This is a genomic window from Metabacillus arenae (assembly GCF_014773385.1).
GTDB lineage: Bacteria > Bacillota > Bacilli > Bacillales > Bacillaceae > Metabacillus_D > Metabacillus_D arenae.
The window spans coordinates 100692-114669 of record NZ_JACXAI010000001.1; the positions used below are offsets into that span (position 1 = coordinate 100692).

Genomic DNA, 13978 nt, shown 5'->3' on the forward strand with positions numbered 1-13978 from the left:
GATCAGTCAGGATAATAAAATATAGTTGTTGACTGGCATATTAGCAACTTTTTCATCCGCTTCACAGCAATCAACTATTTCTTTTCCATCCTAGATGCTAGAGATAATAGACTTATCGGTTAATTATTTTTCTTTATATACCTAATTTGTCTTTCTTTCTCCTCAAAAAAACCTTTCCCATTTTTTAGGAAAGGTTTTTTTGTCTTTAATTTTCTGAATCTGTCTCGTCAGGATGACAACGATGACAAATCCCGTGAAAAGTAAGACGGTGGTCTTTAATTTTAAATTTCCAATCTCTTTCAACGATTTGTTCAACATCTTCCAATAAGTCCTCAACGATTTCATCGACTGAACCACATTCAATACACACCAGATGATGGTGAAAGTGTGCAGCGCCTTCTTTCCGTAAGTCATAACGCGAAACTCCGTCACCAAAGTTTATTTTATCGACGATTTTTAATTCTGTTAAAAGTTCAAGTGTTCGATAAACAGTTGCAAGTCCGATTTCCGGAGATTTTTCCTTAACGAGGAGGTAAACATCTTCGGCACTTAAATGATCCTCTTCATGTTCTAATAGGACCCGCACAGTTGATTCACGCTGAGGAGTCAACTTGTAGCTTGAAGAATGTAACTGTTTTTTAATTCGTTCAATTCGGTTTTCCATAAGTGAACCCTCCCTCGCTACATTACACTCATTCATTATATCAAAAGAGAGTTCCATAAAGCCACCCTAAAATAATTATAAATTGAGAACCAAAATGTTTATTATCTAATAATTATTCTAATAACCCTCCAACTATTCCCTTCATTATAATTGGAGAAGCGTATGCTTCAAAACCAGAGGCTACAAGAGTAATTAGGGAAATAAAGATTAAGACGATCGCATACCGAGTAAAAAATTGAAAAGGAGATTGGTGAACATTCCCTTTCTTAATAAACAGCTGCCTGATCATCTTTAGTGAAAATGAAACAGCTACCGCACTCATAATGATAAAGGCGGGGATCAGCAATAAATTTTGCGGCAAAACAGAGACAAAAGACAGTATAAAACCTTGCCAGCCCATTTGGTTCACTAAAAATCCAACAGTAAAGCCTACGACAATTCCTTTAATAAACAGCATAATTAAAATGATTGGCAAACCAATAATGGAGACTCCTAATACCCACATTAGTCCAAGATATTTCAAATTATGGAAAAAGCTTTGCTGAAACATATCAAAAGACTCGGCAACCTTTCCTTCTGCCATTTGTCCAAAAAATCTGTTCAAATAAAAGTAGAGATCTTCCTTTTGGGTAAAGTTCATACTGTTAACGATAATAGCACCAAAAATTACTCCCATTAAAAATAGGACAATTACAAATAAATAGATTGAAGATTGATCTTTAACATGATCCATGATTCTTTTTTTGATTGGATGTGTTTGCATTTTTTGATCCTCCCACTAATCTCTTACTAGATTCTATGAGAAGAAAAAAAGTGTATGACAAGTTTATAAAAGACTCTTGCACAATTCTATTAATCCCTTATAATATGGAGAAAATTGAATAAAGGAGCAAAACTATGAATCCTATTCTGCTAGATTTTCCAGATTCTTTTACGACTAACCGTCTATTCATTCGATCTCCCCGATTCGGTGACGGAAAAGAAGTGAATGAAGCGATTGCCTATTCCATAAATGAGCTTCGGCCTTGGATGCCTTTTGCACAGAGTATACCTGAGCTTGAAGAAACCGAAGCAAATATCCGTCAATCTTGTGCAGATTTTCTGACTAGGAAAGATTTGCGGCTGCATATTTATGATAAAGAAAAAGGACACTTTATTGGAAGTACAGGTCTTCATCGTATGAATTGGAAAGCAAGAAGGTTTGAAATTGGTTATTGGTGTCATTCAAAATATAGTGGAATAGGATATATTACGGAAGCTGTAGAAGGACTTATTAAGTTTGCAGTCAAAGAGCTAAAAGCAAACCGTATCGAGATTTGTGCAGATTCAAAAAACATGAAAAGCCGTCGAATACCAGAAAATCTTGGGTTTACGCTAGAAGCTATCCTGCAAAAAGACGATATCTCTACAGATGGATCCACTCTTCGGGATACATGCCTATACTCAAAAACATTTTAGTCATAGTGCAAGGCCTCACAGAAAAAACCAATGAAGCCTTCCATATTTAATCAATTGAAAAGAATAAATTTCCCGCTATCTCCCGTATTTCATTCTCAAATATAGATTTATAGGTAACAATAAAACAAGTAGAAGGGCCTGAAGATTTTACTAGTGAAATGTCACTATGGTGCTCTTCTATTTTTCTATTGGGGAATAACAGATTGGTTTCAAATAAGATGCCTTTAGAGCCTACAGGGACACATTCATATACACCTGCATAGCCAATTAGCTTAAGAAATAAAGTTAGAGGAGCAATCATCGATTCCTCTCTTAGGACCTCCACACCGACAAGCGGTTTGCCAATAACTGCTATCTTTGAATCAGGGGGTGTCTTCCCAATTTTCAGCTTTCTTTTTTGAACTTTCCCAACTACTGTAATTCCAATATTCGATTGCAGCAAATCAAAATTTGTTTCAGAGCTTCCTGATATTTCTATATTTTCATAATGTAATTCCGCTAAAAGCTTTTCACAGCCCCTAACAAAAAGATCCCACGCCTTTTCACCTGAAAAATTGTGCAGGATAATGGAAATTGGCTCCGCACCTGTTGAAAGGCATTCCATTATCGCAACGCGTAAGGTCATCCTAGCAAGAGTTTCATAATCGGTTTTTACAAGATCTTCCGCCTTCTCCCCAATTCCTCCTGCATTATCTGAGGAAATAATTAACAGCTCCTCTTCGTTTAATGGAATGATTGTAACATCTCTTCGCATGATTTAATTACAAATCTCCCTTCAAACTTGTTGGAATGCCATACCAAATCACATCCACCTTGTCTGCTTTTGAAGCCAGCAGCTGATAGAAGCGGCCGACATCATCTCTCCAGTTGCGATTTTCCTGCTGCAGAGGGACGATCCCTTTGGACACGTCAGTTCCTATAATCACAAGCTTCCGATCAGCTGATTTTTCCTCCCACTTCAACCATTCATCCAGCATAACAGTCATTTCGAAATTATTAGAGTAGTTCCTAATAAATAATTCCATCCCTTCGATAATGGTCGTATTTTTAAATTGGTCTGTGCCCTCAAATTGCTGCTCATTTTCCTGTTCATAAGCACTTATCCACGTATAATTTAGGGTCACACTCCCAATCTGGTAATGATTTATTACCCATTTCCGCTTACCGTTAAAGGCACCTCCTGTAACGAAATGCATCTTTTTCCCCTCCTAAGCTGTTCTTTGTTCCAATATAACCTGACCCCTTCGCCAGGCTTAACAGTCCACTCCCAGAAATCTTTTGCTAAAGGAGCATATTTTGTTAAGACATATTTGATTGGTCCTCCATGTGTAACAATGACAGCATGATGTTTTCTCTGTATATCCAAAGCCTTTCTGACACGTTCGAAGCCCTTATCCACCCTTTTAGAAAATTCATGAAAACTTTCCCCGTTGGGTGGGGATACATGAAAGAAATGATCAAGCCAATTTTGATAAGATCGATCATTTTTCAGCATATCATAGGACTTTTCTTCCCAATCGCCAAAATGAATTTCCCGCCACTCTTTTGATAAAATAGGTTCATGATTAGGAAACAAAAGCTTACTAGATTGCCGGCATCTATGTAAATCACTTGAAAATAGAAGATCAGGGTCAGGATAGTGTCCTGACTGATGCCCTAAACCGGATATCCCCTCTTCTGACAAAGGAATATCGGTCCAGCCGCAGTACAATCCTTTTTTGTTGCTCTCTGTCAGCCCATGACGGAATAATGTAATAACCACACGATCATCCATAAGAAAGCTTCTCCTCCTTCAACGGTTGCGCCTAATACGTCCCCGGTTATCCCGCCATAGTTTCTCTTAGCAAACCGTTTTGCCCAGAATGTATAAAGAACAGCAGAACTTACAAGAAGGAAAACGTATCCAATCATAACAGGATGGATCCATAAACTGAACAGGATGATACATAGAAGAATCAGAAAGTAAGTCAAATATACCTTGTTTTTCGCTAAACCCTTTTGAAAAAAATAAGCAAGGCCTTCTTTTTTAGCTGATCGGGTACTTGCCAACATATATCCCAATGACATTCTTGAAAGAATCGGAATGAGCAAAAAATAAAAGTAATCAAAAGCTGAAAACATGATGATGCTTTCGTAAACAAATAAGAAGCGGGTACCTAATAAAAGCATCACTGCTAATACACCGAAAGCTCCTGTTCTTGGATCCTTCATAATTTCTAAACGCTTTTCTATGCTTTGGTAAGAAAAATAGGCATCATTACAATCCATCCAGCCGTCTAAATGAATGCCTCCTGTAAGAAAAATACCTATTAAGAAAAAAAAGAATGAGATAGCTAAAACAGAAAAATTGCTGAATTCCTGCAAAACATATAATACGGCAGAGCCTATCAATCCAAGTACTAACCCAATGAAAGGGAAGGATTGCACAGCCGTTTGCAGCTGTTTTTTTTCCATTGCCAGCTCTTTTTTTATCGGCAGAATCGTGAAAAACTGAAAGGAGAGCAGCACCCCTTCCAAATATTCGTTTCTCCTTCTATTCATTTTTTTCAGTTTTCCATTCGTTGATTATCGATAGAAGTGCTTCAATATTTACATGTTTTTTCACGTGTTCTGCCAGCATGTCATATTTTTCACTTTTCGTTTTTTCTATAGGTTTGATTGTTTTTGAAGTCAAACCTTTTTGAATTCTAATCCGGTTTAACCATTCACACCGCCATTCATCATTATGGAATAAATGATGAAAATAAGTGCCGATAATCCGGCCATTTTCAACTGCCCAGCCGTCAACTTCTTCATATTGGTCTTCTGAAAGTAAAAATGAGCTTCCGGGCGCATTTGGTTCGTTACTTGTTTTACCAAGATGAATTTCAAATCCAGATAATCTTATAGGAGGGAATCCTGATTTGTTGTTGACGATGGCTTTTCTTCTTATTGTTGTTTTCTCTCTTTCAAAAATAGTATGAACCGGTAATATTCCGAGCCCTTTTTCTAATAGACCCTTATGATCTGTGTCACTTCCACTCTCATCTAACAGTGTTATAGAAAGCATTTGATACCCTCCGCACAACCCGACAATCACCCCACCTGTTTTTGCATAGTTGATGACCTTCTCTGCTAACCCAGACTCTTTAATGCTTTGCAAGTCTCTAATCGTACTGCGCGTCCCTGGTATAATGAGGGCATCGGGATGACCAAAACTTTCTGCTTGATCTATTATTCTAACAGATACATCATCCTCATAAAGAAAAGGTTCAATATCTGTATAATTTGATAAGTAAGACAGTTTTATAACTCCAATGTCAATCGGCTTTGCGTCTTTCCATTGCAATCTTTGCCTTAGTGATAAGGAGTCCTCTCCTTCGATTTGATGCTCCACATATGGAATGACTCCGAGAACCTTTATACCAGTCCGGCACTCCAACCACTCGACTCCATCCTGAAATAACGACAAATCCCCTCTGAATTTGTTAATGATTATTCCCTTTACCCTGCTCTTTTCGGATTCTGATAATAGCTCCAGCGTTCCGATAATACTGGCAAAGACTCCGCCTCTTTCAATATCTGCGATTAAAACAACTGGGACATTCGCAAGCTCGGCTATCTTCATATTGACAAGCTCCCGGTCATTTAAATTGATTTCAACAGGGCTCCCAGCTCCTTCAATCACAATCAGATCACAGGATTCTGCTAATTTTTCGAGTGACAGACCAATCGCAGAAAGACCTTTTTCATAATAGCCTTCCCGGTATTCCCTGCCGTTTAACGATCCATCACTTTTTCCAAATAACACAACTTCTGACTGCATATCACTTCTCGGTTTTAGGAGGATTGGATTCATATATACACTTGCTTCAATGTTTGCCGCTTCCGCCTGCAACCCTTGTGCTCTGCCAATCTCTCTGCCGTCTTTTGTCACATAGGAATTGTTGGACATATTTTGGGACTTAAACGGCGCTGTTCGATAACCAAGCTGAAAAAAGATTCGGCATAATGCTGTTGCAAGCAGACTTTTTCCTACATCTGATGATGTACCCTGGAGCATGATCCCTTTCATATACAACTCCCCTTTTTTACAATTGGTACTCCATATTCAACAGAAAAAGCTGCATCAGATGATTCTACAAGGTGCTGATGCAGCTTTCCTAACAGCTTTGTGTATAAGAATACCCCTCTGTCCGTCGAAACTTTTTCATGAAAAACTTCATTCGTGACAATAATAAGAGTGTGACTTGCCATTTTAAGTTTTTCTATCTCCCTGACAATTTTTAAAAAGAGCTTATTTGAAAATTCATTTGAGAATTCCTGTCTTGATGCGTGAAACATTTCATTACTTAGTAAAATCGTTAGACAGTCCAATAAGATTACATCCTTTTTACTAAACCGTTCTGCCAGCATTCCCACATCTTTAGACTTTTCACATGTTCCCCATGGAAGCTGATGATTGCTTCGATTTGCTTGATGGCGCTTAATTCGTTCATCCATTTCCTGATCTGTCCGAAGACTTGTCGCTATATAATACAGTGATTTGTTGTCCCTTTTGGCAATTTTCATCGCAAGACTTTCCGCAAATTGACTTTTCCCGCTGCGGACACCGCCTGTTACGAATGCTAACATTCACCTCGCCACTCTTTCATCTGCTCCAGCATTCTATCATTTTCTTCCCGAGTTTTTACAGCCATTCTAAGGTGACTTCCTTCCAATCCTTTGAAGTTGCGCGTATGTCTTGTAACAATTCCTTTTGATAATAAAAACTGGTACAACTGATCCGTACGGTGTTGGTGCAGATCTTTTACTAGAAAAAAATTAACATTACTTTTTAATACGCTGTAAGAAAGAGAGTGTAAGCTTGATTGAACCCTTTCGCGTTCTGCTTTTATGAATTGCTGTGTTTTTCTTACATGGTTAGCCTCGTGTAAGCATCGTATACCGAGCTGTTGTGCAAGGCTGTTGACACTCCAATGGGGTTTTCTATCTTCTAATTTATGAATGAGGTCTCGATTTCCTAAAACATAGCCGAGCCGAACACCAGCGATTGCATACATTTTCGTAAGAGATCTTAAAATAATTAAATTCTGGTAATTTGGAAGCTCTGCTGCAAGAGTAGGAGAGTTTTCAGCAAAATCGTAAAAAGCCTCATCAATCATTACCAAAGTTTTTTGATCCTTTGCATAAGAGATGACCTCGAGTATATGATTTTTATCATACATGATGCCAGTCGGATTGTTAGGATTGCAAATAACAACGAGATCTTTTCCTTTCAATGCTTTCAGCAAAACAGGAGGGTCCAATTGCCAACCGTTCTTTTCCTCTAAAATATATTCTTCTACTTCACAGCCATAAGACAATAGAGCTTGCTCATATTCTGAAAATGCAGGACTGACGATAAGGGCTTTCTTACCATGAAAAAGACTTGCAACTAGAAAAATGAGTTCTGCCGCACCGTTACCGCTTAATACTTGATCAATATTCAAGCCTTCTTTGTCTGCTATGACAGACCTTAATTCTGAAGCAAGCGGGTCAGGGTAATCTGTAACAAGCTCAAATAGGGCACCCCATTGATCCTTTAAAAAATCTGGCGGGCCAAGCGGATTAGTGTTCACACTAAAATCGACGATTTTATCCGGTTGTTTTAGCTTTAATGCCTCATATACATATTGAGGATTAGATCCGTGAGATGGTAAATTCAATGAGTAAACCTCCTATCCAGCAAGCAATCAGAAAGACGGCAGCCGTTACTTTCATCAAATCGCATGCACTGCCGATATGTTCTGCTCTTAGGGGCTGAAGGTGATTGCCCATTTTAGCACGATCAGACCGAATGCCTTTATAATAATTTGTCCCTCCAAGCTGAACTCCCAATAAAGCGGCCATAGCTGCTTCACCCCAGCCGCTGTTTGGACTAGGATGTTTTTTAGCATCCCTAACTAAAATTCTTAAACAGCTCCAAAGCGATTGAACTCCTTTGCCTGATAACACCATGATGAATCCTGTCAGCCTTGCGGGAATCCAATTTAAAAGGTCATCAAGTCTTGCTGACGCCCAGCCAAACTGGTTATACCTTTCATTCCGATAGCCGACCATTGAATCCAACGTGTTAACGAGCCGATACAATATAGCAAGCGGAGCTCCCCCGACAAATGCCCAGAAAAGCGGTGCGGTTATCCCGTCATTCGTATTTTCTGCGACCGTTTCAACTGCACCACGTGTAATTTCTTCTTCCTGCAAATGCTCAGTATCTCTGCCGACAATAAAAGACAGGGCCTCTCTTGATGCTTTTAAATCCTTTTTTACTAAAGGATAATAGACTTCCATTGCAGCTTCTTTTAAACTCTTCTGAGCAATGGTCGTAAAAATAACAAGTGCTTCAAACAATATGCCAAGATAAATATGAATGGAATAAAAGAATAGCTGCAGGAGAATTGTTACTGTACATACGATGAATATAAGAAGGACAACAAGGATTACTCCGTTTCTTTTTCTTTTTTCCCCTATATTTAATTTCTTTTCCAGAAATACAATGCTGGTCCCAAACCATTTTACAGGATGGGGCATGTTCTTTGGATCTCCTATAAGCAAATCAAGCAAGAAAGCAATAGTAATGGCGGTTAAATGCACTGTCATTTTGTCTTCATTCTCTTTTCACTCTTCTTTATTGAATTAACTGTACATTCATAGACACCTTTTCCTATCGCTTTCCCAAGAGCAGTCGCACTGCCTGCAAAAGGAAAGCTCGAGCCAGTCTGTGTACAAGCAACAAGAGTGCTGTCTGTCGAAGTACCGGTTGCTATTGTGTTTGAAAGCTCGTCTTTTATATTGTGATCGACCAATGCTTTTACCTTTGCTTCTGTGGCGGTCATGATTGCCTGCACGAATGCTTCATCGGTTAAGCGCCCATTAATGATAAGCCAGATATTGATGGTTCCCATGGTTACATGATTCGATGTCAGCTTTCTGTCTGAAGTTACATCTACAGCATTCCCTGTTCCAGCTGTTACAATAATAAACAGTGAAAGGCCATCCTTTTCTATAAAGGTCCAGGACGCATCATTTAAAATGACAGCGGTCATCATCCCGACAGTAGTTTCTGGATTAAAACCTTTCTCTGCTATATAGGATGTTAGCTCTTCTTGAAAATCATCACAGTTATAGCTTTTTTCCACATGTCTGTTAACAAAGGTCGAATACCATCCAAAACCCGCATTAATGACACCTGAGGATAATGTTTTTAGAGGGATTGGTGAGTGAAAACTAATAAAATCCTTTTGAACAGACAGGCATTCAAGTGAAACCTTCGTTGATTTTTCTGTCAATTTACTTGGTTTTAACACAATTTGCGGGCTTGGCTGAGTAGGATGGAACTGCTTGTCAACCTCGGTTTCGTAAATCGCTTGGATTTTCTTCTCATACACAACCTCTTCGGTTTTCCCAATACCTTCCACCTGACCATCCTTCATTAACATCATCCTATCGCAATATAAGCTTGCTAGATTTACATCATGAAAAACAGACAGAATGGTTAAATCCTCCTCAATAGCCCACCTTTTCAACGTATCTAACAATTGTTTTTGAAAAGCCAGGTCTAAATGGTTTGTTGGTTCATCCAAAATAAGAAGCCTTGGCTGCTGGGCTAATGCTTGGGCAAGAAAGACACGCTGTTGCTCTCCTCCGCTCAGTGTTTGAACTGATTTGTCCTGAAAAGAAAGGATATTTGTTTCAATCATTACCTTCTCAATGATTTCGTAATCTTTCTTCGTCAAAAGCGAAAGAAACCCTTTTTGATAAGGATACCGACCAAGTGCAACCATTTCTTTTACTTGATAATCAAATGAAAGACGATTTAGCTGCGGCAATACGGCAATCATTCTAGCTAATTCCTTTGGGTGATAGTGATGAATTGGCTTTTCTCCGATGATAATGCTGCCACCCTGCAATGGCAAAATACCTGTTAGCATTTTAAGCAAGGTTGATTTTCCGCTCCCATTCGGTCCAAGGATCCCAAAGAACTCTCCCGTTTCAACCGTAAATGACACACCTTTAATTGAAAAAGATGAATTGTATCCTCCTGTAACGTGATTCGCTTTTAACATGCTATCCTCTTCTTTCACGTCGTTGTTTCATTAAAATAAAGGCAAACACAGGTCCGCCGATTAATGCTGTGATGACTCCGATTGGAAGCTCAGTTGGAGAAATGATCGTCCTTGCAACTAAATCTGCGAGCATTAAAAATCCTGCTCCTATCAGCATATTTAATGGAAGCAAGTGGCGGTGATCATTCCCGGAAATGATACGTGTGAGATGCGGGATAACTAGTCCGACAAAGCCGATCGTGCCGGAAACGGCTACAGCAGCTCCCGTCAATATGGAAGCACCTATGAGGATGAAATATTTTTTCTGTTTCACCTTTACTCCCATATATTGAGCCCGTTCTTCTCCAAAAGAAAGAACATTCAATTCTTTACTATTTATCAGCAAAAAGATGCTTCCTGCTATGAAAAAGGGAAGGATCATCCAAATATATTTCCAGCCTCTCATCGAGACACTTCCTAAAAGCCAGTTAATAATCTGCCTAAGCTCATCACCCGTTAAGGCAATGATTAAGGAAATGAAGGAACCTAGAAAAGAACTAAAAATAATCCCTGCCAAGATAATTGTTTCTATTTTAACATTACGATCTACTAAATAAGCAAAACCTAAAACAGCTAAAATGGTTATGTATCCAAATGAAATACTTAAAACAGGCAGCGTATAAGTAGAGAAGAAAGAAAGACCTAAATACAGAACTAAAACCGCTCCAACAGAAGCTCCTGATGAAACTCCTAATGTATAAGGATCTGCGAGCGGATTCCGGAGCAACCCTTGAAATGCTGACCCAGCAAGGGCTAAGGAAGCTCCAACAAGTCCTGCTAGAATGACTCGCGGCAGCCGAATGTCCCAAACAATACTTACCATCATCGGATCTATTTCTGCAAGGTCTTTTGAAAAAGGACTTCCTGCCATAATCTTCAAGATCATGACAGGAGATATTGAAACAGTACCAATACCAATTCCTAATAAGATAGAAAAGAAGAGAAATAACAAAGCTCCAATATATTGCAGAGCCCGATTATTCCTTAAAATAGTCTGGATAGATTGCTTTTGCAAGCTGCTCTACTCCTTCTACCAGTCTCGGACCTGTTCTTGAAACCAAATCAGAATGAATATCATAAATTTGCCCATCGCGGACAGCTGTAACGCTATCCCAGCCTTCTCTTGATTTTATTTGTTCGACTGGATTTTCACTATAGTATCCATAGGTCGTTACAATCACATCTGGATTCAGTTCAATAATGGCTTCTTCTGTTATTTTAACCCATCCTTCTTGATCAGCAGCAGCATTTTTTGCACCTACCAGGGTTAATAGCTCATTCATAAAAGTATTTTTACCTGCTGTATAGATTTCAGGGGCAGGCTGTACTTCTAAAAATACACTTTTTTGCTTATCTTCCGGAATCTCACTCGCTGTTTTTTGTATGTTTTCAAACTTTGTCTTCATTTCAGAAATCATTTCTTCTGCTTTTTCCTCTGTTCCCGATGCTTTTCCAATCATTGTAATCGATTCATAGACTTGATCTAAATTTTGAGCATCATTTACGACAAGAACAGAGATACCTGCGTCCCTTAACTGTTGCAAACCTTCAGCAGAATTATGAGCACCTGAAGCATGTGCTAAAACTAATTCCGGCTTAAGCGAAAGTATTTTTTCAACATTAAAATCCATTCCGCCTATCTTTTCCTTTTTGCTTACTTCTTCAGGATAATTGTCAAAGTCAGATACACCGACAATTTTTTCTCCTAGTCCAAGGGCAAATGCTACTTCTGTATTACTCGGGATCAATGAGACAATTTTCGTCGGTTCTTTCTCAATGACTACTTTTTCATCGACTCCATCTTGAATCGTAACAGGAAACGGATTGCTTCCTTCTTCCTGCGTATTTGTCTGTTCATTGGATTGTGCAGGCTTTTGCTCATTATTTTTCTCTGCTGAGCTGTTGCACCCTGCCATTAATCCTAAAGTTAAAAAGACGGATAACAATGTCAATAAATATTTTTTCATCAATTTCTTTCCCCCTATTTTTCTATTTAACAACATTCAAAGCGTAATTATCTGTAGAGTAAAAAAACACCTCCTATAAAATAATGGAGGTGTCGATCTTCACATACGGTTTCCAAAGTTTTATGTAACAATACTTTATGGGTCAATGTGAACACCTTCCTATCCTCGCAGGTTTGGTGAAGAAGTATACAGGCAGGTCTCCTGGCTCATGGTCATTGCATCCTAACCCTTCCCATACAAAAGAAAATGTACAGTGGGATATTTAGGTTACTACCATTTACAGTGGCGGGACCGCGTTGGATTACACCAACTTCCCTATTAAGCCGAATTACATCGGCACCAGTTACTTAGTCAATATGAAATTTCCTACAAAAATCATTATACACAAGACCAGTTAGCTTGTGTTAATGAAACTTATGAAAATTCGTTAATTTTGCGTTTGAGGATTTTTCTTTGTGACCAATGGTTGATACAGGCTAAAAACCTCATCCCAATTCCAATGCTCATAATACCAGGTTCCCAAATCAATGCTCTTAATCAAAAACCTGAAATTCATTTTCTTTGTTCCCTTTACTATATGCGATCCAGCTGCCATCAAAAGACCATTTAGGAAATCTTAAAAGTTCACCATTGGTTATTCTCTTTTCTTTATCTCCGACCTTAACCCATAAATCATCATTTTTATAAATCCTGTTTTCAATTTAGAATTTGGTTGTGCCGAAGCAAAGGAAACATGTTGCATGCTGAAAATAATGACCAGACATGTTAGAATCTTTTTCATTCTCTGATATGCCGTCTCCTTTTCAATTTCCTCTTTACTATTCTATGCCTTTATTCTTCCCTTTCTTCGAATTATTACTATTTAAAAAACAGCGATCCAACTGCTGTTAGCTTGGTGATTCACCATAAATAGATAAAACAAGTCTGCATACTCCTCGTTCTTATCATTTATTATCCTCAGGATAACGACGTCATTATGTATACGATCCGAATTTTTGATACAAACTAAATCGAAAAAGGGAGGTGTTTAGTTATGAAAACGGCGGGTATATTACTTATGAAATTTGTGGCCTGCATCATTGCATTTACGATTGGACTTGATTTATTTTTTGATGCGACAGTTGTTGATATTGTGACGTTTAGTTTGTTTATTACCATTGTATCCTATATTGTTGGAGACCGGCTTATCCTGTCCCGTTTAGGCAGAAGGGCAGCCATTGTAGCTGATTTTCTACTTGTTTATATAAGTGTATGGATTTTCGGAAGTGTTCTATTAGAAAGCTATATTCAAATTGGTTGGGGCAGCATTCTGTCTGCAATTGTTATCACAGCAGCAGAAGTTTTTGTTCACAGCTATTTACTTCGGCATTTCTTTACAAACCAATCCGAGAGACAAAAGTCCGCTTTTAATCCAAGATTGGCATATGGAACAGAATTTGCAGAAGAACAAGATGTGTTCGATAAGAAAAATCCAGAAAAGGAAAAATAGACAAAAAGGAAAAGAAACTTCAAGATTCTTTTCCTTTTAAATCGATCCAATAACCAATTAATGGACAAGCTCCTAGGCAAGATTCATAAAGAAGTGACAGGATCCTTCGATCATTTCTAAAACTAGACTCTTTATGCAGCCATATCATTCCTCACTCTAGTAATGTCAGAAAAAAGATTTTCTTCCCAATCAGAATCTCCGTGGACTATAAGGCCAGGGCACATGACTTTCTTTAACAATTCTTCCTGATCTACTTCCTCAAAATCAAACAGGA

At 38.4% G+C, this 13978-nt stretch carries 15 protein-coding genes and 1 riboswitch; of the genes, 2 read left to right on the forward strand and 13 right to left on the reverse strand.

Annotated features, from left to right (window positions below):
* Window positions 1-205: 205 nt before the first annotated feature.
* Complete coding sequence (fur, locus tag IC621_RS00520) at window positions 206-664, reverse strand: ferric iron uptake transcriptional regulator (RefSeq protein WP_191154683.1); 459 nt, start codon at window positions 662-664, stop codon at window positions 206-208.
* A 112-nt stretch (window positions 665-776) separates the two neighbouring features.
* Entirely contained in the window at window positions 777-1427 is a 651-nt protein-coding gene (spoIIM, locus tag IC621_RS00525; RefSeq protein WP_191154685.1) for a stage II sporulation protein M, read from the reverse strand.
* Window positions 1428-1561: 134 nt separating this feature from the next.
* Here spoIIM and IC621_RS00530 point away from each other — a divergent pair, with 134 nt between their 5' ends.
* Window positions 1562-2122 carry a GNAT family N-acetyltransferase gene (locus IC621_RS00530; RefSeq protein WP_191154687.1) on the forward strand — a complete coding sequence of 187 codons (561 nt, stop codon included), beginning with the start codon at window positions 1562-1564 and terminating at the stop codon, window positions 2120-2122.
* Between the two features lie 46 nt (window positions 2123-2168).
* On the opposite strand, the gene IC621_RS00535 is transcribed toward IC621_RS00530, so the two are convergent.
* From IC621_RS00535 to IC621_RS00585, 11 genes are read right to left on the reverse strand one after another with little or no spacing between them, the layout of a single operon-like run.
* On the reverse strand, window positions 2169-2876 hold the full coding sequence (locus IC621_RS00535) for an ATP-binding protein (RefSeq protein WP_191154689.1): 708 nt from the start codon (window positions 2874-2876) through the stop codon (window positions 2169-2171).
* Between the two features lie 7 nt (window positions 2877-2883).
* Window positions 2884-3318, reverse strand: coding sequence for a bifunctional adenosylcobinamide kinase/adenosylcobinamide-phosphate guanylyltransferase (locus IC621_RS00540; RefSeq protein WP_191154691.1), 435 nt, complete (start codon window positions 3316-3318; stop codon window positions 2884-2886).
* The gene (locus tag IC621_RS00545) at window positions 3270-3896 is read right to left on the reverse strand and encodes a histidine phosphatase family protein (RefSeq protein WP_191154693.1); all 627 of its coding nucleotides are present in this window, start codon (window positions 3894-3896) and stop codon (window positions 3270-3272) included. Before IC621_RS00545 ends, IC621_RS00540 begins: the two co-directional genes overlap by 49 nt.
* Complete coding sequence (gene cobS / locus IC621_RS00550; RefSeq protein WP_318152992.1) at window positions 3854-4630, reverse strand: adenosylcobinamide-GDP ribazoletransferase; 777 nt, start codon at window positions 4628-4630, stop codon at window positions 3854-3856. The genes IC621_RS00545 and cobS overlap by 43 nt, the downstream gene beginning before the upstream one ends.
* Window positions 4631-4655: 25 nt before the next feature.
* A complete protein-coding gene (locus tag IC621_RS00555) occupies window positions 4656-6176 on the reverse strand; it encodes a cobyric acid synthase (RefSeq protein WP_191154697.1) in 1521 nt (506 codons plus the stop codon).
* The gene (locus IC621_RS00560; protein ID WP_191154699.1) at window positions 6173-6736 is read right to left on the reverse strand and encodes a bifunctional adenosylcobinamide kinase/adenosylcobinamide-phosphate guanylyltransferase; all 564 of its coding nucleotides are present in this window, start codon (window positions 6734-6736) and stop codon (window positions 6173-6175) included. Before IC621_RS00560 ends, IC621_RS00555 begins: the two co-directional genes overlap by 4 nt.
* Window positions 6730-7809: a threonine-phosphate decarboxylase CobD gene (gene cobD, locus IC621_RS00565; protein WP_191154700.1), complete on the reverse strand. Its 1080-nt coding sequence runs from the start codon at window positions 7807-7809 to the stop codon at window positions 6730-6732. Before cobD ends, IC621_RS00560 begins: the two co-directional genes overlap by 7 nt.
* A complete protein-coding gene (gene cbiB, locus IC621_RS00570) occupies window positions 7784-8743 on the reverse strand; it encodes an adenosylcobinamide-phosphate synthase CbiB (RefSeq protein WP_191154702.1) in 960 nt (319 codons plus the stop codon). The genes cobD and cbiB overlap by 26 nt, the downstream gene beginning before the upstream one ends.
* The gene (locus IC621_RS00575) at window positions 8740-10209 is read right to left on the reverse strand and encodes an adenosylcobinamide amidohydrolase (RefSeq protein WP_191154704.1); all 1470 of its coding nucleotides are present in this window, start codon (window positions 10207-10209) and stop codon (window positions 8740-8742) included. The genes cbiB and IC621_RS00575 overlap by 4 nt, the downstream gene beginning before the upstream one ends.
* 1 nt (window position 10210) lies before the next feature.
* Complete coding sequence (locus tag IC621_RS00580) at window positions 10211-11263, reverse strand: FecCD family ABC transporter permease (RefSeq protein ID WP_191154706.1); 1053 nt, start codon at window positions 11261-11263, stop codon at window positions 10211-10213.
* Complete coding sequence (locus IC621_RS00585) at window positions 11226-12215, reverse strand: ABC transporter substrate-binding protein (protein WP_191155042.1); 990 nt, start codon at window positions 12213-12215, stop codon at window positions 11226-11228. The genes IC621_RS00580 and IC621_RS00585 overlap by 38 nt, the downstream gene beginning before the upstream one ends.
* Window positions 12216-12389: 174 nt before the next feature.
* A riboswitch (cobalamin riboswitch) is annotated at window positions 12390-12574 on the reverse strand.
* 674 nt (window positions 12575-13248) lie between these two features.
* Here IC621_RS00585 and IC621_RS00590 point away from each other — a divergent pair.
* Window positions 13249-13704 (forward strand): YndM family protein, encoded by a 456-nt coding sequence (locus tag IC621_RS00590; RefSeq protein WP_191154708.1) that lies wholly within the window; start codon window positions 13249-13251, stop codon window positions 13702-13704.
* Window positions 13705-13978: the final 274 nt, after the last annotated feature.